The following is a 24,014-nucleotide window of genomic DNA, read 5'->3' as shown; positions in this document are numbered from 1 at the left end:
TCCCCCTACGTAGGGAGAGTTACGTCTATAGGAATAAATTATGAACTCTAAATTAAATACTATTGCTCTAGCAATAGCATTAAGCTGTATCTCTTCATCTTCTTTTGCTGCATATGAATTTGAAATTAACGATGATAATAAAATAACTTTTGGTGGTTATATTAAAGTTGATGCCCGTTATGTTGATGGTGATGTTGCCTATCAAGATAATTGGAAAGGTGGTGGTGTAGGGTTAGATGAAAATGCTTCTCAGTTTAAAATTTTCGCAAACGAAACACGTTTTAATACAAAGTATGAACACGGTGATGTCACAGGTTTTATTGAAATGGATTTATATGGTGGTTCAGGAAATGAAATCGTTTCAAACTCTTATAATCCTAGAGTTAGACATGCATATATAAGTTATAAAAATATTCTCGCAGGACAGACTTGGACAACATTCATGAATCCAAGTGCTATTGCTGAAACTGCTGATTTTGGTAGTACATTAATGGGGATTTCATTTGTTCGTCAAGGACAGATTAGATATACAAATGGAGGCTTCCAATTCTCCTTAGAAAATCCAGAAAGTTATGGTGGTGATACAGCCAATGATAATGTGCCAGATGTTATTGCTAAATATACTTTTCAAGGTGACTGGGGTAATGTTTCATTTTCTGCTCTTGGCCGTCAATTAAATACGTTAGAAGGAAATACAGAAACGACTATTGGTGGTGGTTTTGCGGGTAAAGTGAATACATTTGGTCACGATGATCTCCGTTTTCAATTCCACACCGGTGAACTGGGTCGTTATGTAGGAACTGCCGCAGTAAAAGATCTGGTAGGAGACGACGTTGAAGAGTCTACTGCTTATAATGTGGCATATCGTCATTTCTGGACTGACACGATGCGATCTACTTTCATATATGGTTATATCAAAGGTGATAATAGCGATACTGAAATTAGTCAGTGGGCTGTTAACTTGTTTGAAAATTTAACACCAGAACTTTCAGTTGGTTTTGAAGTGGGAAATTACGAGTTGGAACATGAAGATAAAAACTCATTTTATGGACAATTTTCAATGATATATGCCATTTAACCTTTACTAATTATGTACTAAAAGTCATCACAATGATGTTATGACTTTTTTCTGACCTGCGTTACAGCACTTCTAGCGACATCATCAACCACTTATCTGGTAGTAAAATGTGAAGCTTGTTAATTCATTGACGAACGAATTCATTGCGAAATAAAGACATACCAATAACAGCCAAGACCATAGCATCCATGGGGAGTTTTCGGCATCTTAATATTGTAATGCCGTTGGAGTCTAGACAAGATTGAATAATATCGGGGTCAATGAAATCAGAAAAGCATGAGAATTCGGTCAAGCGGTTTAATTGAAGAGCGATCAAGTGCTTCTGAAAGTTCCATAAAAAATCCGATAATGAAGATTACCAGATTTTGGCAGGCTGAAAGATAGGTAAATAGAGCGATATATTTTTTTAATTTCATTTCTTAACTGATCGACATTAAGCACCTAGGTGCTCTTTTTTATGGCTAAAAATCCTGCCTTTAAGAGAGCTGCAACAGATGACATTTGTCATGGCGTATTGCTGACAAAGCACACTACTGCTCGATGAGCGTTTTGCTGATAATAAATCCATACCAACAAGGAGGCTTTATCATGCAACATAAATCATTGGATCAGCAGTTAATTGAATACCGTCAGCAAAGAGCGTTGGCTATGCCGTTATCTGGCATGATTGTCTGGAGTATTTTATTTGCTTTAAGCTTTATTCTACCCGCCTCACAAATGGTGATGGCTATTTTTATTGGCACGGGCTCAATTGTGTATTTAGCCATGGGAGTCTCTAAGCTAACGGGAGAAGGCTTTGGGTTTAAGAAGGCGGCTAATCGTAATTGGTTTGAAAACGTATTTCTGGCTGCGGTGGGGATGTGCTTTTTAACCTTTGGCATTAGCATTCCATTTTTTATGGAAAATTATCTCGCACTCCCTTTTGTATTAGCGATTCAGATGGGATTAATGTGGTTAGTTCATGGCGTGATTGCCGCGCAAAAGGTTGCTATTGTGCACGCTATTGTTCGCACTATTGCCTGCGTTGTTGCCTTTCAATTATGGCCAGAATTAAGCTTTCAAATCCAACCGTTAATCGTGGTGTTATGTTATGGATTTTCCATACCCGTCATGCAGTTTCATTGGCGCCAACAGCAAGAATTAACCGTGAGTGTTTAACGCTATAAATCACAGTATAAAAAAAGCCACAGCACAGAGCTGTGGCTTCACTGATACTAGCAAATCAGTTAATTCAATATTGCCTAGTTCTTTTTAGCGTATTTTGCGGCTTCTTCACCAGCTAAGCGACCGAAGGTGATGATGTCTGAAATGGCATTACCCCCTAAGCGGTTAGCGCCATGAACACCACCGGTTACTTCACCCGCACCGTATAAACCAGGGATAACCTGTTTTTTAGCATCCATGACTTCTGCTTTAGTATCGATCATCACGCCACCCATGGTGTGGTGTACGCCTGGGGTGATTTCGATAGCGTAGTAGTTACCTTCGTTTAGTGCACGTGGTAAGTCTGCACGTTCAAAATCAGTGTCTTTACCGCTGGTGACTAAACTATTGTAGCGGGCGACAGTTTCAGTTAATGCTTTACCGTCAATACCTTCCATTTTACCTAATTTAACTAAGCTGTCTGCAGAGGGTGCAACACCTAAACCGACATATTGGTTAATTTTAGACAGAGACTTACGTACAGAGTCATCAAAAATCAAATAAGCTGTTTTGCCTGTTTGTTCTAAGATGGCTGCTGAGGCTTTATCGCGAGTGGTGATTTCGTTGACGAAACGCTTACCTTCACGGTTAACCAAAATTGCACCATTACCACGTACTGCTTCGGTGATCATCACGCCACCTTTAACAGACAGTGTTGGATGCGCCTGGATATATTGCATGTCTTTTAATGCGCCACCGGCATTTTCAGCGACATCTAAACCATCACCTACGGCACCAGGCTGGTTAGTAGAAATAAAGCCTTTTAATGAAGGATCTAACTTAGCAACACGCTCATTGTTTTTAGCGAAACCACCGGTTGCTAAAATAACCGCGTCAGCTTTAACCCAGTAGTAACCTTTATACATCCCTTTAACGAGGATACCTTTTACACTGCCGTTATCATCTTTAAGCACTTCAATGCCGCGAGTATTCATGCGTAAGTCAATATTACGTTTAACCGCATTATCGTAAAGCACTTGTACCACATGAGCACCAACACCCGCACCACCGGTTGGACGGTGTGAACGGTTAACTGATGCGCCGCCCATCATGCCAACGTCGGTTAAATCGGCGCCCATTTTGGTCATCCAATCAACAGAGTCTTTAGAATGTGAGCTTAAGATCTTAACTAAAGCAGGGTCGTTTATGTCTTGACCACCTTTCATGGTGTCTTTGTACATAGTGTCAGGGCTATCAGTAATATTTTTGGCTTTTTGTTGGTCAGTCCAGGCTGCATTCATGCCGCCGGCTGCTAATTTAGCATTACCACCAATCACGGGTTCTTTTTCAATCAAAATCACTTTAGCGCCGCTGTCATGTGCTGCAACCGCAGCAGAGAAACCAGCACCACCAGAACCGACAATCACCACATCAACAGTATCTCGCGGAGCACTTGCTAGTGCAGCTTGACGCTCTGCTTTGTCTTTGGCGAGTTCTGCAATAGTTGGTTCATCACGTTGCCATTTTTTAGCATATGGCATGTTAAAGTCGAAGCTGTGGCAAGAGTCGCAGTAAACCATCGATTTTTCGTGAGCGCTGTGACATGAAGTACAAGCCACTTCGCCAGGAAAGTGAGAGGCGTGTGCATTGTAGTGTTCATGTTTTGTGGTTTCTGCCACTTCGGCTAATGTGCCGTGGCACGATACACATTGCGCATTTTCATAAGTTAAGCTGTCATTTGAGAGTTCACCATCTGCTGTATGACAGCTATCACATTCTTGGTTTTGCACATGGAAGTCGGCTAAGTTGTCAGCGGCTACGGCATTACCCATTAGGCCTGCGGTACCCATTAACGTGGCTAGACAGACTGCAATTTTCATCTTTTTCATGTTGATTCCCCCTTCTATGCCTTAACGGTGATAAGCCAATTAATGATAGAAGTCTTATTTTTGTTTTATCAATGCAGAAGTGATCATCACTCCACGCTACAAATACGGCTAAATGTGGGTCGAATAGATTATCCCGACCTGATTATTTATTTGCTCATACTCAGTTTTATCCATGATCGTGAAACCAGCAATGAGATAGGTGATTATGTAGAGATAAATGACTGCTTAATCACAAGCCCTAAAACTCACTATGCAAACATGCATAGCTACAAAGAGGTATATGCAATTTTGCATAGCGGATGTTGAGCGAGATCACATTGAGTGGAATACGGATGAATTTAGACTAAGCGCGTTTATTACATAATGATTTACTCATATGCGGAATGCTGCACAGTTTCATTTAGGGTAAATCGATAATATGAACGCATGAGATTGATATTGCTGTGCCTTATTTGTATTACTCTGCCAGTGCTGGCGCAAGACAGCATTGTTTTTGGCGTGCACTCAAATACAGCGCCGTTAGAGTGGCGCAATAATGGCGTCGATCAAGGCTTTAATGTTGAGCTGATGAACCGAATTGGTCAGCTAACCAGTACGCGAATTATTGTTCGGCGCAAAAGTTTTCAGCAACTGCTAAACGATGTGCAAAACCCCAACAGCGACATTGATGTGATTGCGGTGGTGAGCCCGATAAATATGGACCGTCAGTTAGCGCAATCAGACCCTATTTATGCCACTCATGCCAAAGCTTACACCTTACAAGGTAAAGCGCTAATCAATAACTGGGCAGATTTAGCAGGTAAGCGTGTCGCCATTAAAAAAGGCGCTTTTGTTGATGTATTTTTGTCTGACAAACTGCAAAAATTTGATCGGGTTGATGTTGATCTTTATGAAACCGGCTTTCAATTACTGATTAAAAATCAGGTCGACGTGGTGATTGCCGAAAGCTTTGTTGCTCGGCGTCTACAGCCCTTGTATCCGTCGGTGCGCAGCTCTAGTGATGCATTAATTTACGGCGCGTTCAATTTTGTCGCCAATGCCACTAAAGCCAAGCAGATGAAGCAAATTAACGATGCATTAAGGCAATTAAAGCTGTCGGGTGAATATGATTTACTGGTTAATAAATGGTTTGGCACCGGCCGCGAAAAAGTCGATTTAACCTTTACCGAAAAGCGCCTATTCGCACTGGCGATTGTGGTGGCTATTATTTCTGCCGCTGGGTTGGTCTATACCGGATTTATTAGTGCGAGCTTACGCCGTCACGCGAAAGCGTTAAATGCCCAATTGATGCAACGTAAACTGATTGAAGCCGAGATATCCGAACTGTCGCAACAGTTTCAATCTGTGCTCGATGGTATCCCTAATGGGGTGACCATTGTTAATCAAGACTTACAGCATTTATGGAGTAACGATAACAATATTCATTTGTTAGATTCAGATGGGTTTTACTACATAGACAATGATTCATTTGTGCTTAAAACCGCAGTGCTTAATGTGTTATCCAGTCAAAAATCACTTATTGCTGATATGCGCTACCAACAACAATTTTGGCAATTACAAATTCACCCCATAGCTCAAGACCAGGTGGTTATTTTGCTTGAGGAGTCAACCGAGCAACACAGGTTACGTCAAGCAAACGAAGAAGCCAGTCGCTTAGCCTCACTTGGTGAGTTATCTGCAGGGATTGCCCATGAAATCAATAACCCCACCGGACTAATCGTCCATGCCGTGTCGTTATTTAGTGCGGCAATGAAAGACTTAGCGCCTGCGGCTAGCCATTATCAAAAACAAAATCCTTTTTGGCTTATTGCTGGGCTTAATCCCGACGTCGCCATCAACGAGTTGCAATACAGTTGCGGTGCCATTGAAGAGGGTGCTAAACGTATTAGCCGAATCGTCAATGATTTAAAACGTTATGCCATGCCGCATATAGCCGATGAATATACCCGCGTGTGTTTAAATGATGTTGTTCAAGTCGCGCAGCGGTTAACGGCAAATCAAACTAAAACGCATCAAGTTAGTATCATATTATCTGAGCTTTCACCTTGTATTAACGGTGATGCTCAGCAACTGCATCAAGTATTAATTAACCTTATTCAAAATGCCTGTAACGCCTGCACTGCTCAACAAGCTGAGATAGTCATAGAAACCAGCGTACAAGACGATAAGGCAATGTTAAGTATTGTCGATAATGGCTGCGGCATGAATAGCGCAACATTAAAAAGAATTACCGAACCTTTTTTTACTACCAGACGCAACGAAGGTGGCAGTGGGCTAGGGTTGTCGGTATGCAGTAAAATTATTAAAGAGCACCAAGGCGAAATGCAAATATTATCAACGGTAGGCCAAGGTACTCGGATTTGCTTAACGTTTGCTTTAGCGCATTAAACTAGGATTTAACCAATGAAGTTAGCTCGAAATATTCTGTTAATCGACGATGAAGCCGCATGGTTACGTACACTGGCCGTGACATTAAACCGCCTGGTTCCCGAGGCTGTTATTGACACCTGTATTGACAGTCGTCAGGTTCAAAGTCGCTTGCAGGTGGGTGACTATGCACTGGTATTGGTCGACCTTACGATGCCGTTTCACTCAGGTGAAGACATTTTAGCGATGATCCGCAGTGACTTTCCTAATACTCGGGTCATTATTGTTACTGGGGTAAATGAAGTGGATACTGCAGTACGGTGTATTAAAAATGGCGCTTATGACTATTTTATTAAAACAGATAATGTCGACGACCTCGCACGGACGGTGCGACGAGCACTTGAAGTGGTTGGGCTTGAGCGTAACTATTTATACATTAAAGAGAGGTTTTTAAGTCGCACCTTAGATAACCCACAAGCATTTAATAATATTTTAACCTGTGAGCCGTTGTTATTAGATCAATTTCGCTACCTTGAAGCGGTATCGTGTAGCCCTGAACCGCTGTTAATCTCTGGTGCGAGCGGTACCGGTAAGAGTGAGTTCGCAAAGTCTTGCCATGCGCTTTATAGCCCAAATGAACCTTTTATCTGCATTAATCTTGCGGGCATTAGCAGTGAATACTTTGAACAAAAAATGTGTGGCCAGTTGTATCATCACCATAATGGTGAACTTGAAGCGGTTGCAGGTCTATTGCATCAAGTCGGCAGCGGCGTACTTTATCTTAACGAAATTGGCGCACTGCCACTTGATGCACAAGTGAAATTATTAGCCCTGCTTGAAAACAAACAATATTATCCTTTAGGCAGTGACACCGCATACCCAGTAAAATGTAAATTCGTGGTATCGACTCAAGATGATTTACTTAAGCTTCATCACGCTGGCGAGTTTAGAAGCGATCTTTTATATAGATTGCGCGCGCATAAAATTAAATTACCGCCACTGGTTGAGCGTCAGTTAGATATCTCGATGTTGATCAATCATTTTATCACCCTAGCCGCAACTGAAATGAATTTACCCGCACCCATACAACCCGCAGAATTGGCCTCTCAGTTAGCAAGTTATGATTTTCCCGGTAATTTACATGAGCTGAAGGGAATGGTATTTGATGCCGTAAGCAGAAGTGACGGTATAGCCCTTAATACCAGTCCGTTTATGGAGGCTATAAATGAACATAAGTCATTAATAGCTGCGCCAGCGGATAGAATTATCTTCCCGAAGTCATTGCCGACCATCGCCCAAATGAACCAAGCATTACTCGATGAAGCCATGAGTCGCACCGCCAATAATCAAACCGCCGCAGCGCAAATCCTGGGGATCAGCCAAAGTGCTTTGAGCCGGCGACTAAAAGGGCATTAAGTGTAAGTTGGTTTAGTGGCTAAAACACACCTAGTTAGGTGTGTTTTTTATCTTTGCTTTCCATCTTAACCCCTCCTTAACCAGCTCATCAGTACACTTGTTCCATTATTGTGTCATACACATGTTTTGGAGAGGCGGTCGATGATAGTAAAACCTGCGGTACGTAATGTCATGCTTGCGCTGATGGTGTCGACCCTTTTGGGTTGCAGCAGCGTTGACTATGCCAGTTATAGTGACCAAGCGAGTAAAACTGAGGCCGATGTTAGCCAACGTTTATTGGCGCAGTTATTGGCTGAATCAAAGGCTGATGATACCTCTACATCCTCAGTCGTTGCAGTGGCGAATTTGACCGATCTGGTCAATGTGCCTGAATTACAGCGTTTTATCACGGCAGCACTGCAAAATAATCCCAGTTTGCAACAAAGCGTTGTGGCGTTAAATATGGCGTATGCCCAGCACGGTATTACCTCTGCAAGCCGTTTACCATCGGTAGATGCGGGCTTTAGCGGCTCAAAAACAGAAGACAGTGACGACAGCTACACCACTGACATTACCGTCAGTTGGGAACTGGATTTATGGCAAAAAATCGCCGACAGCAGTCATGCTGCGCTAAAAGACATTGCCAGTTCACAAGCCAGTTTACAAAGTGCCAAAGATTTAGTGGTTGCCAATGTGATGCGCAGTTGGTTAGACATTAGCCTACAGCAACAATTAGTGGCGATTGAAACGCAACGTTTAGCGGTACTCGAAAACAACCAGGCATTGATTATGGCGCGCTATCGGGTGGGCTTAGGCAGTTTAGAAGACCTTGATAACGCCAATACCAGCGCAGCTAGCACTCGTGCAACATTGGTGAGCTACCAGGAGCAACTTGCGCAAAGTAAACGGGATTTAACTTTATTAACCGGGCAGTGGACTGGCAAGGATTTAGCGGCAGATGTTGCAATGAAATTTCCGGCAGTGATCAATCCAATTAGTGTACTTGGTGAGCAAAATCTTGGCCGCCGCCCAGACATTAAAACGGCATTTTATAATATTGAAGCAGAATCATTACGCACCGACGCTGCTTATAAAGCGATGTTACCGTCGATCAGTTTATCTGCCAGCTTAACCGACATGGCAGAGTCGCCAAGTGATGCATTACTCACCGGCCCGCTATGGAGTGTGCTTGGGCAGTTATCTGCACCGTTATTTCAAGGTGGAAAATTGAAATCGCAAGCCGAATTGGCTCGCTTAACCACGGAGCAGCGTTACTGGGTTTATCAAGACACCTTACTCAACGCCGTAAACGAAGTTGAAAACACCGTTGGTCAAGAGTATTCCCTTGCCAAACAACAACAATATTTAACCGAGGCACAAATGAGTGCTCAGCGTAGTTTTGTGAGTTACGAAGAAAAGTATCGTCAGGGTTTGGTTGATATTTTTGACCTACTCACAGTGCAGCAGCAAACCTATGATATTGAATCGCAGCTTGCCACCACTATTTATAACCGTCTTGTTAACCGCATTGATTTAGGCCTGGCATTAGGTCTAGGGGTATCCGCATGAAACTTAACCGTATGAACGTTATTGTCACTGTTTTATCTGTGGGCAGCATTTTTGCAGCATTAGGTTATACCGCCTCTAAAATGCCGCCAGGGCCTAATCAAAAAGCACCCACAGCGGAAACTCCGGCTAAGCCCCTTGAAAAAAGTGCACCAGCAACGCTATTACCTCAAGTAGGTGTGGTGGTCGTTAATGGCCAGGAATACCAGGCAGAAGTGATAGGTTTTGGTGAAGCAAGACCACGCTTTGAGCTCACCTTAAGTGCTGAAGTGAACGGTAAGGTGATTGAGCTAAATCGTCAATTTGAATCAGGCCAGGTGATCAAAAAAGGCACAGTACTGGGCCAAATCAATGACACCAGTTATCAGCAAGCATTAACTCAAGCGCAAACCGACGTAGCGCAAGCTGAACTCGATTTATTAGAAGAGCAACGCCAAGGCGAGCAAGCTAAGGCGGAGTGGTTGCGCTCAGGTTTATCTGGCGAGCCAGCATCACCGCTGGTATTGCGTACCCCGCAATTAACCCAGGCCAAAGCCGCATTGGATAATGCCAAACTTGGGCTCAAAAAAGCCCAACAAGATGTGGCTTATACCCAAATTACCGCCCCATTTGATGCGCTGATTATTAGCCGTGATATTCAACCTGGCAGTTATGTGCAAACGGGCACCCAACTTGGCACCTTATACAGTGTGGCTGAAGTTGAAATCAACGTCCCTTTGTCTGAGCAACAATGGAAAAATTTACCTGCATTTGATAACGACCAGTTAGCCAAAACCCCCTGGAGTGTGACGTTACAAAGCACCGATGGCCTAAATCAATGGCAAGGTTATATTGAGCGGGTAGAGCAGCATTTAACCCAAACGAGTCGTCAACGTTCATTAGTGGTGGTGGTCGACAACCCGCTGGCACAGCAAACTGATTTGTATCCAGGTACCTTTGTTAAAGCGCAGATAAACGGCAAGTTTTTAGAGAATTTATGGCAATTACCTTCATCGGCTATTTCGCAACAAGGCGACATTTGGTTTGTTGACGAACATAGCCTACTCGCTAAGTCAGCTGTCACGATTGCCTTTGAAAAAGCCGGTTTCGTATACGTGATGCCTTTAACCACGAAACAGGGTATGCCAGCCACAATGCAAATTGTAAAACGCCCGTTAAGTCACTTTAAAGTCGGCACCAAAGTGCTTGCTAAGGAAGAGGTATAGTCATGTCTGTTCCTCAATCAACACACACAGGGGCAATTGCCTGGTTTGCCAGAAATTCAGTGGCCGCTAACTTATTACTTATTAGCATGATTATCGTGGGTTTGTTCTCGCTTAATAGCCTGCGTAAAGAGGCTTTTCCGAGTTTAGAGCCAGATAGTGTCACCGTGTCTGTTACCTACGACAGTGGCGATCCGGTATTAGCCGAAGAAGGTATCGCAATCAAAATTGAAGATGCCCTAGAAACCGTACCAGGCATTAAGCGCATCACCTCAACCTCTAATGCCAATGGCAGTAGTGTGATGATTGAGAAAACCAGCTCGTATGATTTAGACACCTTACTCACCGACATTAAAACCAATGTCGACGCGATTTATAGCTTTCCAAGCGAAGCTGAAAACCCCGTTATTGATAAAATGCGCATGCAAGACCATGCCTTGTGGATTGAGATTTATGGCGATGCTGACCGCGCAACATTGCAGGCATTAGCCGAGCAATTAAAGTCAGATTTACTCAGCCAGGATGCGATTCATGACCTTGAGATTAAAGCCAAAGCTGAACCCATGATTTCGATTGAAGTTGATGAAGCTAAGTTACAAGCCTATGGGTTAACGCTTGCCACAGTGGCCAGCGCGATTAATGCCGAATCGGCGACATCAATTTCGACCAGCTTATACAACGACGATAAAACCGTGCGTTTAAAAGTGTCAGATCAGGCATATCAACAACAAGACTTTATGGCTTTACCAATCATTACAAACAGCCAGGGTTCGTTAATTACCTTAGGCGATATCGCCACGGTAAAAGACGGTTTTGCCGACGACACCTTTGTGTTGTCGCGTTATAACAATGCCAACTCGAGCGCGATTCAGATTGTTATGGATGAGAGCGGCGACATCGTTGATATTGTTGAGCAAGCTAAACAGGTGGTTGAAAAGTGGCGTAACTCGAGTGCATTACCCGAGAATGTCAGTATTGCCTCGTGGTATGACAAAAGCACCATGATTACCGAACGTTTAAGTTTACTGGTGAAAAATGCCCTAAGCGGTATTGCGTTAGTGTTTATTATTTTGGCGTTATTTTTAAACCTTCGCGTAGCATTTTGGGTGGCAGCAGGTTTGCCGTTTGTGTTCTTTGGCACCTTGTTTTTCATGACCAACAATTTTGCCGGCTTAACCCTGAACGAAATGACCACCTTTGGTTTTATTATGGCTCTGGGGATCGTGGTGGATGACGCAGTCGTGGTCGGTGAGAGCGTGTATAGCACCAGACAAAAATACGGCGACAACATCGATAACACCATTAAAGGTACGTTAAAAGTCGCGACGCCAACTATTTTTGGTGTGTTAACCACTGTGGTGGCGTTTGTGGCATTAGCCAATGTGGAAGGGCGTTTAGGGCAGATTTATGCCCAGTTTGGTACGGTAGTGGCGATTTGTTTAATGTTATCGCTGGTGGAGTCTAAGTTTATTCTGCCGTCACATTTAGCTCATATCGATACTAAAAAACGTGCCAAAAAATCATGGTTTAACCATCTTCAACATGCAGCAGACAGCAGTTTAAAGTGGTTTAGCCGAGTGATTTACCAGCCATTAATTGAGTTTGCCCTGCGTTTTCGCTATGCCGTCCTAATGGTGTTTATCGCGATGTTTATTATGGTGGCCGGCATGCCGATAACTGGCAGTGTGAGAGTGGCGTTCTTCCCTGATATTACCGGTGATACTGCCGTGGCTGATTTTTCAATGCAAAATGATGCCAGTTTTGGTCAAACCTATAAAAATTTAACCACCTTAGAACGCGCGGCAAAAGATGTTGATGCACAGCTTTCAGCGCAATCATCTACCGAATCGAGTGATAGTGAGGTTAAGGACAGTTATTTAACAAGCCTACATGTGTTGGCCAGCAGCAGTAGCTCTGGCCAGGTGCAAGTTGAGTTAGCCCCTAATAGCCCATATACGCTAAAAGCATTTACCCTTAAATGGACTGAGGCCGTTGGCCAAATGGAAGGAGTCAAAAAGCTTAAAGTATTAGCGAAAAAAGAAATGCTCGATAACTTTAAAGTTGAGATTAAGGCCAGCGATACCGAATCAGTTTTTGCTGCCGGCCAAGCGTTAAAAGCGGCAATTGAAACCATGGACGGCGTCAGTGGTATTGATAACAACCTAGACCTGGGTGAGCCACAATATCGTTTTGAATTAACTGCACAAGGTCGCGCCCTAGGATTTGATACCGAAAGCTTATCGGCTCAAATACTGCAGTCGTTTGGCGGTGGTGTCGTTCAGCGTTTTCAACGTGGTAAAGACGAGGTTAAAGTCCGTGTTCGTTATCCTGATGAAGACCGCCAAACCATCGGTGATATCAAGCTTGCTAATGTGCGTACCAGCGACGGAACCATAGTGCCATTAAGCAATGTGGCAACAATCATTAATGATTATCAACCCTCGAATATTACCCGAATAGACAGCCAACGCGCCGTGTATATCAGTGCGGTGTTAGACAAAGATAAAATTGCTTCTAATGAGTTAGTGAGTCAATTAAAGCAGTCGTTAGTCCCGCAGCTTGAAGTGCAATATCCAGGGGTAAGCTTTAACTTTGCCGGAGAAGCAGAACAACAGGCAGAAACCACGAGCTCTATTGAGTCTATGTTTGTGCTCGCGTTAATCGCTATCTATGCTTTGCTGGCCGTGCCGCTTAGGTCATATGTGCAACCTGTTATTATCATGACCGCGATTCCATTTGGTATTGTCGGGGCGATTTTAGGTCATTGGTGGAACGACTTAACCATCAGTATTTTATCGTTAAATGGTATATTGGCGCTCAGTGGTGTGGTGGTCAACGACAGCCTATTATTGGTGTCGCGCTTTAATGAATTGATTAAAGAAGAAGGCTTGTCGATACACGATGCCATTGTTGAGTCATGCACCGGACGACTTCGTGCCGTGTTGCTAACATCGGTGACCACGTTTGCGGGGTTAGCACCATTATTAGGTGAAACCTCATTGCAAGCGCAGTTCCTCATTCCTGCGGCAGCGGCGCTGGGTTATGGTATTTTGTTTGCCACAGTGATCACCTTGATTTTAACCCCGTCACTGCTGTTGATTCAGTGTGAAACAAAAGACTTTATTACTCGTATAATGAATAAGTTACGCCCTAATAATGACGAAACTGCGCCTGCATAACACTAAGGAGCCCGCTTGATGACAACGGATAAGTTGCAATTGTTACTGGTCGAAGACGATCTTGACCTCGCTACAGCGGTTATTGAGTATTTTGAGCTAGAAGACATTTTGTGTGATCACAGTGCAAATGGCCTGGCAGGACTTCATTTAATTCAACAGAATCATTATGACGCGGTGATTCTGGATTTAAATTTACCCAAAATGAATGGTTTGCAAGTGTGTGAGTCATTACGCGCTCAAGGTATTGATGTTCCGGTATTAATGCTAACGGCGCGTGACACGCTAGACGATAAACTCAACGGTTTTGCCAATGGTACAGATGATTACTTAGTGAAACCCTTTGCCATGGAAGAGCTCATTGTCAGAGTTAAGGTATTAGCCCGTCGGCGCAGTGGCCAGGTGCAGCGTTTAGCGCTGGCCGATTTAACCGTTGATGTACAGCAAAAACAGGCTTTTCGTAACAATATCGAATTAAAACTGTCGCCGACCGCATTGAAAATTTTAACTGTGCTCATGCGAGCCAGCCCGAACCCTGTGTCGCGGGAAAAATTAATGCAAACGGTATGGGGCGATGAACAGCCCGACAGTAACAGCTTAAAAGTACATGTTTTTAATTTGCGTAAGCAAGTCGATGCCGAGCATGAACACAAGTTATTGCACACCATCAGCGGTTATGGTTTTGCGATAAAGGAAAGCCATTCATAATGAAAATTATCCCAAGCATTCGGCTTTATATATTATTGGCAATGTTGATTACGGGTATCAGTACCATTTTGATTTTGTCTGCATTAAGCCTGCACTATTTTATCTCGGGCATGGATGCGTCTTTGCGAGTATCAATGTATGCCCAAGGCCAGCAGCAAAATGTATCAGACGCAAAGCCCTATCAGTTTGAATCATTTACAGTCGCCAGTCGTTGGCAAGATCTACCCGAAAAAGTGCGCCAAATTATGCTTGAGCCACCAACAGAATTAAATGTACTGAATAAGGCTATTGTCGGCGGTAACTTAATAACCCCACCAGATGCCGGTTATTTTGTAATGAAAGTTCAACACGATAATGAAATACGTTTTGTGTCAACGGTATTTGAACGCAGTAAAATAGGTGCCTTTAAGCGAAATGGTCCGCCGTATTTTTTAATCATTTTGCTAACGGCAATATTAGGCATTATTGCCTTTGCTGTAGTGCTGATTTTGGTGATGCGCCGTGTTACGTTGCCAATAGAAAGGCTCAAAAATTGGGCCAAAGGCCTCAATACTCAGCAGCTTGAGTTGTCTACGCCTGACTTTCACTACAGCGAGCTTAATACCTTAGCCTCCATCATTAAAACCAGTTTAAGCACAGTGCAAGACAGCTTAGCGCGCGAGCAACAGTTTTTAAGTTATGCCAGCCATGAGTTGCGCACGCCTATAGCGGTTATTCGTACCAATACCGAGCTACTGCAAAAATTAATAAGCAAAGGCGCGAGTGCTGAAAAACAAGCACTGGTCGTTGAGCGGATTGAACGTGCTGGCATCACAATGACAGATTTAACTGAAACGTTATTGTGGCTAAATCGGCGTGAAGGTAAAAGCTTACCGCTAAATGAGGTTCACCTAGGGCTACTGATCCGCCAATTAGTGCAAGATTTAACGTATTTAACCCATGGCAAAAATATTGAAATTCACATCAATACAGATGAGTCAGCGCAACAACTCCCAAGCACGTTATGCCGGATTATCATGACCAATCTTATTCGTAATGCGTTTCAACATACGTTAGAAGGATCGGTCACCATTGAGCAGTCAGCTGCATCGGTGAGCATTGTCAATCAGTGTGAATCGCACGCCAACAGCAGTGAAGATTTAGGCTTTGGTTTAGGGCTTGAGCTCACCACGCGTTTGATCACTCAATATGATTGGCCATATCAAAACATTGAAACCAATCGGGGCCGTAAAGTGTCCGTTGATTTTTGTCATAAAAGTGGCCGTTATTAAGTTGGTCGCCACTTGTTTTACAGCATGATTTCCTAAAGCCACTTCAGTGGCTTTTTTATTGTCTCTATGCGGAGGACGAGTACATCGGATTATATGATTTTTTATTATAATGTGATGATAATTAAATTATCATCAAGTGTTAACTTAATTCGATTGTGCTGTGAAACAATCGGTCTATAATGAGGGGTATCTTGACGCCGTACTAGGTTATGGGATCGCCGCAATGAAATACCGCACACATCTATTTTCTCTCCGTATCGGACACGCGCTCCGAGAATCACTAAAAGACAATCCCTACAGTGTTACTGCATTGTCTAAAGATTTATTAGCTGGCCTTACCGTCGGCATTATTGCTATCCCCTTAGCAATGGCGCTGGCGATCGCTATTGGCGTGGCACCGCAGTACGGCTTATATACCGCCATTATTGCCGGGTTTGTTATTCCGCTCACCGGTGGCTCGCGTTATAGCGTGTCTGGGCCGACAGCCGCATTTGTGGTGATCCTCTATCCCATTGTGCATCAATATGGCTTGTCTGGATTATTGCTTGCCAGCATTTTGTCAGGGTTGATGTTAATCGTTATGGCGTTATTTCGCTTAGGACGCTTTATTCAATATATTCCGGAGTCAGTCACGTTAGGTTTTACTGGTGGTATAGCGGTGGTTATCGCGGTATTGCAAGTTAAAGACTTCTTTGGTTTAAACATTACTGACATGCCAGAGAGCTTTGTGGGTAAAGTTGCCACGTTAATACAAGAAATTCCTGGGTTTTCCGGGCCGACGATGCTGGTGGGGATAAGCACCTTAGTGGTGTTTATTTTGTGGCCTAAACTCAAGATAAACATACCCGCTCATTTGCCCGCAGTGGTGGCGGCGAGTGTGGTGGCTTTGATGTTAAACCTGTTAGGGTTTCATGTGTCGACGATAGGCTCAACCTTCAGTTTTACCTTAGCCGACGGCTCTATCGGTGCCGGTATACCGTCAATGCTGCCCGATTTTGAGTGGCCTTGGCTGCGGGCACAAATGGGCGAAACGCCGCTGGTATTCACTTGGCAACTGGTCAGTGACTTATTGTCTGCCGCATTTGCCATTGCCATGTTAGGGGCCATTGAATCGTTACTGTGCGCTGTGGTGCTAGATGGTATGTCAGGTAAAAAGCACAGTGCCAATAGTGAGTTATTAGGCCAGGGTATCGGCAATATTATTGCCCCATTTTTTGGCGGGATTACGGCCACTGCAGCGATAGCTCGGTCGGCAGCCAATTATAAATCCGGTGCAGTGAGCCCCATTGCCGCAATGATCCACGCGCTGGTGGTATTGGTATCTTTATTATCCTTGAGTACCATTTTGGCGTATATCCCAATGGCGGGGATGTCTGCATTGCTTATCATGGTGGCGTGGAACATGAGCGAAGCGCCCAAGATTATTCACTTAATCAAAAAAGCCCCTGCCAGTGAAGTGCTGGTATTAATGGTGTGTTTATTATTGACCATCTTTTTCGACATGGTGATAGCGATCAGCGCTGGGATTATTTTGGCATCGTTATTGTTTATGAAACAAGTGGCCGACATGACCAAGGTACAAGACATTAGCGAGCAGAAAAAGCATGTTCATGTAGAACTACCGCCGCGCTGGAAAGTATTTAAAATCAACGGACCATTATTTTTTGCCGCTGCTGATGGGGTATTTGGTGAGTTGGTACATTTAAGTGCTGAACAAGATGGTGTGGTGTTGTATTTTGACGGGGTGTCTATTTTAGATTCGGGTGGCGTAGCGGCGTTATACAAATATATCGCTAAATGTAAGCACGATAATACCCGGGTACTGTTAGCTGATTTTCAATTTCAGCCGCTTAAAACCTTGGCAAAAGCCGGCTTTAAACCCGATGGCGTACATTGTGTGACGTATTCAACACTCACCGATGCACTCGATGATGTAGTGAAAACTTAACAGCTAAGTAAAATTACAGGAGCCGTTATAACGATCCACAGCGCAGAAGTGCTATCTATTGAATAGATTTAGTTACTTGGCAGGTTTAGCTACTTCAATATAATGCCATGAATCAGCAATATGCAGCCTTGCTGAAGTGACACGTTTATTGCGCTCTACATTAATGTGGTTAGTTTGTTCTGACCACAGTTCTTGTAGCGCAGTCATTTTTAGGTAAAACCCATCCATTTCTGCAGTTATCGGGGTTTCTTGATACACCCACAAATACTTACCTTCTAACTCGGTGCCAACATAAGTCAGCGTGAGCGGTTGCTGTTGTTGGTCTTGCATCGAAAAAGTCGAAATAGCGTAATAAGCAAAGGCATCACGACCAACCGGATCGCTGATCAAATCCGTGTTTTTATCGATCACTTGCTGGGCGGCATGCTCAGCATCGTGTAAATAAAATCGATGTTGAATTTCTAGCATGCCACTGCGCTGATTGAATACAATACTGGTGTAAGCTTCTTTTTGCTGGTGGGCAAGAGCTTCTCCTGTAAAGAAACCCAAACTCACAATACTGATTAATAGTAAGGTTAATTGACGTATCACTTCTTTTTCACCTTAATCTCGGGTTCTTTAAGCGCTTCTTTGTTGTCATGCATAATATCGCGATACTGATTGCCCTTACGCTCTTCTTCTTTAAAGGCTTCGATACGTGAAGGGATAATTTGGCGTGGATAATAGTTATTTTCAATATCGACATCGGCCGTTTCACCGCGGCGATCGACCACCGCCGACACTAAAATATCGTCTTTGTCGGTCACAATGAGTTTACTGACTTCAAAGGGAGAGCGGCGCCAAATTTCAGCAGGTAAAACCAATGATTCTGTGTTGCCATTCTCAAACGTTAGCTCGAGTAAAATGGGCATCACGAGGCCGCCGAGATTAGCAAAGTTAAAGACGTAATAGTTTTTATCTTCTTTAATGGCTCGAGCGAGTACTTGTTGTTCCCATTCGTCGAGTTCGGCGTGTTTTTTGTTGTACTTGTTGCGTTCTTTATTGGTGACGCTAAATTGATCATTTTGGTCATGATAATCAAGATTATCTGAGTTCAGTTCAACCCAGCTTTTTTGACCACTTTGTTGATTACGTTCTACCGAATAAGGCATGGGTTTACCTTGATAATCTTTGCGGCGGCGCTCAAAATCAATGTCTGGATTGTTGCTGTCTAAGCGCAGTTTATAAATGCGGTCTAACGAAATATCAACATGATCGGTGCTGTAAAACCAACCTCGGAAGAACCAATCTAAATCAACCCCAGAGGCTTCTTCCATGGTACGGAAAAAGTCGCTTGGTGTTGGGCGTTTGTTCATCCAACGCTGGCTGTATTCTTGAAAGGCGAAATCAAATAATTCACGGCCTAATATCACTTCACGCAAAATATTGAGCGCAACAGCAGGTTTAATATAGGCATTGGGGCCAAGCTGCAACACACTGTCTGACTGCGTCATAATCGGCACTTGCACGTTAGACTTCATGTATTCAATTACATCACTTGGCTCACGTCCCCAAGACAGTTTAGGGTCCCATTCGCGAGTCGCAATACCGTCTAAAAAGCTGTTGATGCCTTCATCCATCCAGGTCCATTGGCGCTCGTCTGAATTCACAATCATCGGGAAATAGTTATGACCGACTTCGTGGATCACCACGCCGATTAAGAATTGTTTTTCCGACAAGGTATAAGTACGGCTGTCATCGTCGTGCCAAATGGTACGAGGACCATTAAAACTGATCATTGGGTATTCCATGCCGCCGACAGGACCATTAACGCTAATGGCTGCAGGGTAGGGATAGTCGAAGGTAAAGCGCGAATAGACCTTAAGGGTGTGAATAACTGACGCTGTTGAATAGCGCTGCCACAGTTCGCCACCTTCTTTTGGGTAAAACGACATTGCCATTACGTGCGGATTATTACTGTCTTTTTGCTGATAACCTTGAGCGTCCCATATAAATTTACGCGATGATGCCCAAGCAAAGTCGCGGACATTGTCGGCTGTAAAGTGCCAGGTTTTACTGCCTGTAGCTGCGCTCGACTCATTGGCGAGTGCTTCATCTGCCGATACTATAAACACTGGCTTTTCAGCGGTTTTAGCTTTTTCTAAACGTTTAAGTTGCTCTGAAGACAACACTTTTTTGCTATTTTGTAATACGCCTGTGGCTGTGACGATATGGTCACTCGGCACGGTCATACTCACATCGTAATTACCAAACTCGAGAGTAAATTCACCGCTGCCTAAAAACTCTTTGTTGTGCCACGCTTCGTAATCTGAATAACTGGCTACTCGCGGAAACCACTGTGCTAACAAGAAAATGTCGTTGCCACCTTTGCGGTCATCGTCAGGAAAGTGTTCATAACCCGAACGAGCCCCAACAGCGTCTTCTTCTAAAATATTGTAGCCGTAGTTAATGCGCAATTGAGTTGATTGGTTTTGACGTAATGCCGTGGGTAAGTCGACTCGCATTTGAGCACCGACGATGGTGTACTTGAGCGGTTTTTTGTTGGCGTCGGTCACTGCAGCAATCTGATAGCCCAAGTTGTTATCGGCTAAAAACTGTTGGCGTCGTAAGTCTTGCAGGCTGATTTTTGCAAATGCATTATCACCATAAGTGTTGGTGGCACTTACGCTACCATCAACCCCATAAAAAGCACTGCTTCGCTCTGCAATTGAATCTGATTTAAAGCGGTTTTGCTCTAGCTCTAACCATAGATATTTAAGCGTATACGGAGAGTTATTGTGATAAGTAATCACTTGCTCACCTTCAATACGACGCTTTTCTTCATCTAATGTGACATTAATTTTGTAGTCAACTTGCTGTTGCCAATACTCTTTACCTGGTTCGCCTGCTGCATTGCGGTAATCATTTGGGGTAGGGAGGCTTTCTTCAAGTTGGCGAAATTTATCGACAAAGTGGCCCTTACTTTGGACGATTTCTGAAGCCGAACTGGTAAACATTGCTGAACTGGTCAGTGCCAAGACTAGCAGTTGACGATACACGCGCATAAACACTCCTTTGACGCCAGCGAGCCAGTGCCAATATTGCCAAAATGATGATTTATTGTATTTTTTGTGGCCAGAGTGTAACTAAGTTGAAGTGAATATACAGAGAAATAATGTTACGAAAGTTTGCACTTTTAAAGCGGATTTTTGTGTGCCCAATAAACAGGGAGTATCACTGATTTATGGCAGGTAGAAATTTTCGTAAGCGCTTATGTCGCGCTTTATTCGCTGTAGTGCCAGGTAAGATTTTGTATTTGTTAATTATTTCTTGATACTCACCATTTGCTTTTAGCATTTCAATGCCGTTAGCAAAAAGGGTCGCATTGGCCTGGTTTTGCTGACTAAAGCCCACATGTAACGGTACTGGCTGGCCAATGGTGCCAGCATAGCGCAAGTGTTGACTTAAGTTTAATTGACTTGCGGTGTACTCAATGACATTTTTGTTGTCGACAATAACCGAGTGTCGACCCTTTACTAATCGAATAATATTCATCGCTAACGGATCGTTACCCGAGGCAAAGTAGGTATTTGGATGAGCGTTTAGCCAGGCATCAAGTTCAACGCCATAGTCGTAGCCACTGACTGCCGCTGCTTGTGAAGTTTGGTTCAGATCGGCAATGGTTTTAAACGACTCGTCTTTACCAATAAGGGTATAAAAGTCATTGCTGTTATAGCCGATAATAACATTCGCGTCGATGAGTTGATTGTTGGCAATGGCACTAGGCGTTAATGCCAGTACCGCATCAATATTGTGACGTTGCAGCTCAATAAGGGCACGTTTATAAGGAATAGTCACAAATACAGTTGTTTGTCCTTGAATTTCAAAGGCGCGTTTTGTTAGCTCAACAACATAACCCGTTTCATTTTCACAGATATAAGGGCACCAAATATCCGACGCAATACGGATTGGCGTTGCATGGGCGTGAATACTGATTAACGACAGTAGTATCAACAGGTACTTAAACAACTATTGTGCTCCATGATTTGAACGGGCGGATATAGTAATTGTTTACTTATTATAGGCAATACCTTTTTGATTAAAAAAGAAACTACTTTAGTTTCCCCTAACATTCTAGCTCGCTTTGTGAACAATCACCGCTGAGCAATAACAGGCTTTTAATGCTGATTACTTTTTGATAACAATAAATCGAGATAATATTTTATGGCAACAGTAAACAGAGAATTTACCCATGTGCATGTTGAGCAACCCGGCACACCTAGTGTGATGACCATGGCTCAATCAACATTAGCCATACCTGCTGAAGGCCAGGTGACGATTAAGGTGTATGCCGCAGGTGTCAATGGCCCTGATATTAAGCAACGTGTTGGCGCTTATCCACCGCCAGCAGGTGCTAGCCCCATTATTGGTTTAGAGGTCGCGGGTGAAATCGTTGCGGTGGCAGGCAATGTGACGCAATGGCAAGTGGGCGACAAAGTGTGTGCGTTAGTGCCGGGTGGCGGCTATGCCGAGTTAGTGAATACATACGCAGCACATTGTTTACCTATTCCGACGGGTTACAGTTATGTGCAGGCAGCTGCATTACCAGAAACCTTTTTTACTGTGTGGGGTAACTTGTTTATTCGCGGCGGACTTAAAGCGGGTGAAACGGTATTGATCCACGGCGGTTCTGGCGGTATCGGTACTACTGCAATTCAAATGGCAAGTCGTTTAGGCGCAAAAGTCTTTGCAACTTCTGGCAGCGATGAAAAATGCCAATACTGTTTAGATCAAGGTGCCAGTTTGGCGATAAACTACAACGAAGAGCAATTTGTTGAACCTATTTTAGCGGCTACCCAAGGTGTCGGCGTGAATGTGATTATGGACATTGCCGGTGGCGACTTTATCAATGAAAACCTCAAAGCCATTGCGACAGACGGCCGTATGGTGTCAGTTGCCATGCAACGTGGCCCACAGGCGACTGTAGATATTTTTCGTATTATGGCTAAACGAGTGGTGTGGACAGGGTCGACATTACGCCCGCAAAGCGTAGAAAATAAAGCACAAATTGCCCAGGGCTTAGCAGAACATGTATGGCCGTTATTAAACGCCGGCAAAATGAACATTCCAATCGACAGTGTATTTCCGTTTTCGCAGGTAGTAAAAGCACATGAGTTAATGGAGTCGGGTAAGCATAAAGGTAAGATAGTATTAGATTTATTGGCGTAAATTTACGTATCTCAATTTGGCCAGGTCGTAATATCTTAGGGCAAGTGCTGAATTGAGATGAATAAAAGCGTGATAAAGATAATGCGATACTGACAAGGTTTTTTAGATAAAAAACTTGAAGGCTGTTTGATTTCAGCTATTGTCCTGTTATCGATGTTTATTAAGAGGGTCTAATGCAGCCCACAACGTCACATTGTAGTGAGTCAGTTGAGCAAAATTCAATTGGGGTTGTGAACTAACGGTAGCAATTCAATCGTATCGTTAGGTAGCTTAAAGACCATTTTTTTAGTAATGGTAATGGTCTTTATCTGGGCAAATTTTTCCAATATTGGCATTTTTATGCGGTTGCGCGAAAAATTCATCGTTTTAGGCATTGATTCTCAGAAATATTCTGTTTAAATACCCACGTAAATACAGAAGAGATAATCGTGGTGCAGAATGAGGGTGTTTTAACTCATTACCTTGCATCATTTTGAGTATATGTGTTGATTTAAGGGCGTTAGCATATATGTATAACACAGCAAAAAAACAACTTTGGTTTGGTGAATTAAGAACATCGAAAGGTAATACTGTCGTGGTTCATGATAATCAACTACCACAAGCGTCACCTGGGCGCGTTTATATGTTTCATACTACGCGCAATACGATTGTTGAATTCGTAGAAGACATCGTTAAAGTTAACTTACACGACTTAGATGACGAACAAGCGAAAGCCGCTATGGCTGAGTTTGGGGATGCTTGGAAAGCTGCACGTGCTGAGTTTATGTTAAAGCACCAATCACGGATAGACTTGTCAAAAGTGCCAGATACGGCACCACCTCGCAAAGCCAAACCTGTGGTTGAGCCAGATGAAGTTGTAGATTCAGATGATGATCTTCCAGATTTTGATGACTCTGATGACGACGATAGTGATGATTTTGATGACATGGGCGACAATGTAGACGATTAATCGCGTGGATAATATGCTGTTATTGATAGCAGCATATTATGTAGTAGTGATTTATCAGCTTGCGATACCCACTGATGAAAACGGCATAAAGAATGTTAATTCTTTATGCCGTTT

16 protein-coding genes and 1 pseudogene are annotated in these 24,014 nt (G+C 43.4%); 12 read left to right on the top strand and 5 right to left on the bottom strand.

Translation table 11 applies throughout. From position 1 onward, the window contains the following. Positions 1-40 precede the first annotated feature (40 nt). Entirely contained in the window at positions 41-1,078 is a 1,038-nt protein-coding gene (locus AC19MV_RS14935) for a DcaP family trimeric outer membrane transporter (protein ID WP_432400940.1), read from the top strand. Positions 1,079-1,122: 44 nt separating this feature from the next. On the opposite strand, the pseudogene AC19MV_RS14930 reads toward AC19MV_RS14935, so the two are convergent. Next, positions 1,123-1,413: pseudogene (locus AC19MV_RS14930) on the bottom strand (transposase domain-containing protein); the annotation flags it as partial. A gap of 253 nt (positions 1,414-1,666) precedes the next feature. Here AC19MV_RS14930 and AC19MV_RS14925 point away from each other — a divergent pair. Then, positions 1,667-2,236, top strand: a complete 570-nt coding sequence (locus AC19MV_RS14925; protein ID WP_498308557.1) for a DUF7010 family protein — start codon at positions 1,667-1,669, stop codon at positions 2,234-2,236. Positions 2,237-2,319: 83 nt separating this feature from the next. Here AC19MV_RS14925 and AC19MV_RS14920 read toward each other — a convergent pair whose 3' ends face one another. Continuing rightward, positions 2,320-4,110, bottom strand: coding sequence for a flavocytochrome c (locus AC19MV_RS14920; RefSeq protein ID WP_160053628.1), 1,791 nt, complete (start codon positions 4,108-4,110; stop codon positions 2,320-2,322). A gap of 426 nt (positions 4,111-4,536) precedes the next feature. Between AC19MV_RS14920 and AC19MV_RS14915 the strand changes: the two genes are divergently transcribed. From AC19MV_RS14915 to dauA, 8 genes are all read left to right on the top strand, one after another. Further along, positions 4,537-6,498 carry an ATP-binding protein gene (locus AC19MV_RS14915; protein ID WP_498308555.1) on the top strand — a complete coding sequence of 654 codons (1,962 nt, stop codon included), beginning with the start codon at positions 4,537-4,539 and terminating at the stop codon, positions 6,496-6,498. Positions 6,499-6,513: 15 nt separating this feature from the next. Then, positions 6,514-7,893: a sigma-54-dependent transcriptional regulator gene (locus tag AC19MV_RS14910; protein WP_498308553.1), complete on the top strand. Its 1,380-nt coding sequence runs from the start codon at positions 6,514-6,516 to the stop codon at positions 7,891-7,893. Positions 7,894-8,034: 141 nt separating this feature from the next. Further along, positions 8,035-9,441, top strand: a complete 1,407-nt coding sequence (locus tag AC19MV_RS14905; RefSeq protein ID WP_498308551.1) for a TolC family protein — start codon at positions 8,035-8,037, stop codon at positions 9,439-9,441. Further along, on the top strand, positions 9,438-10,643 hold the full coding sequence (locus AC19MV_RS14900; protein ID WP_498308549.1) for an efflux RND transporter periplasmic adaptor subunit: 1,206 nt from the start codon (positions 9,438-9,440) through the stop codon (positions 10,641-10,643). The genes AC19MV_RS14905 and AC19MV_RS14900 overlap by 4 nt, the downstream gene beginning before the upstream one ends. Positions 10,644-10,645: 2 nt before the next feature. Further along, positions 10,646-13,819, top strand: coding sequence for an efflux RND transporter permease subunit (locus AC19MV_RS14895; RefSeq protein ID WP_498308547.1), 3,174 nt, complete (start codon positions 10,646-10,648; stop codon positions 13,817-13,819). 18 nt (positions 13,820-13,837) lie between these two features. After that, a complete protein-coding gene (locus AC19MV_RS14890; protein ID WP_498308545.1) occupies positions 13,838-14,524 on the top strand; it encodes a response regulator transcription factor in 687 nt (228 codons plus the stop codon). After that, complete coding sequence (locus tag AC19MV_RS14885) at positions 14,524-15,795, top strand: sensor histidine kinase (RefSeq protein WP_498308543.1); 1,272 nt, start codon at positions 14,524-14,526, stop codon at positions 15,793-15,795. Before AC19MV_RS14890 ends, AC19MV_RS14885 begins: the two co-directional genes overlap by 1 nt. 223 nt (positions 15,796-16,018) lie before the next feature. Continuing rightward, positions 16,019-17,743, top strand: coding sequence for a C4-dicarboxylic acid transporter DauA (gene dauA / locus AC19MV_RS14880; protein WP_432400965.1), 1,725 nt, complete (start codon positions 16,019-16,021; stop codon positions 17,741-17,743). A gap of 72 nt (positions 17,744-17,815) precedes the next feature. On the opposite strand, the gene AC19MV_RS14875 is transcribed toward dauA, so the two are convergent. From AC19MV_RS14875 to AC19MV_RS14865, 3 genes are all read right to left on the bottom strand, one after another. Next, positions 17,816-18,334 carry a DUF6702 family protein gene (locus AC19MV_RS14875; protein ID WP_498308541.1) on the bottom strand — a complete coding sequence of 173 codons (519 nt, stop codon included), beginning with the start codon at positions 18,332-18,334 and terminating at the stop codon, positions 17,816-17,818. After that, the gene (locus tag AC19MV_RS14870) at positions 18,331-20,787 is read right to left on the bottom strand and encodes a M1 family metallopeptidase (protein WP_498308539.1); all 2,457 of its coding nucleotides are present in this window, start codon (positions 20,785-20,787) and stop codon (positions 18,331-18,333) included. The genes AC19MV_RS14875 and AC19MV_RS14870 overlap by 4 nt, the downstream gene beginning before the upstream one ends. A 169-nt stretch (positions 20,788-20,956) precedes the next feature. Beyond that, a complete protein-coding gene (locus AC19MV_RS14865; protein WP_498308538.1) occupies positions 20,957-21,751 on the bottom strand; it encodes a substrate-binding periplasmic protein in 795 nt (264 codons plus the stop codon). A gap of 195 nt (positions 21,752-21,946) precedes the next feature. On the opposite strand from AC19MV_RS14865, the gene AC19MV_RS14860 reads away from it, so the two are divergent. Next, complete coding sequence (locus AC19MV_RS14860; protein WP_498308536.1) at positions 21,947-22,951, top strand: NAD(P)H-quinone oxidoreductase; 1,005 nt, start codon at positions 21,947-21,949, stop codon at positions 22,949-22,951. Between the two features lie 508 nt (positions 22,952-23,459). Further along, complete coding sequence (locus AC19MV_RS14855) at positions 23,460-23,900, top strand: hypothetical protein (RefSeq protein WP_498308534.1); 441 nt, start codon at positions 23,460-23,462, stop codon at positions 23,898-23,900. Positions 23,901-24,014 lie beyond the last annotated feature (114 nt).

It is taken from the genome of Shewanella sp. MF05913, from assembly GCF_059758095.1.
The sequence above is the reverse complement of the archived record's forward strand: the minus strand, read 5'-3'. Positions and strand labels throughout refer to the sequence as shown.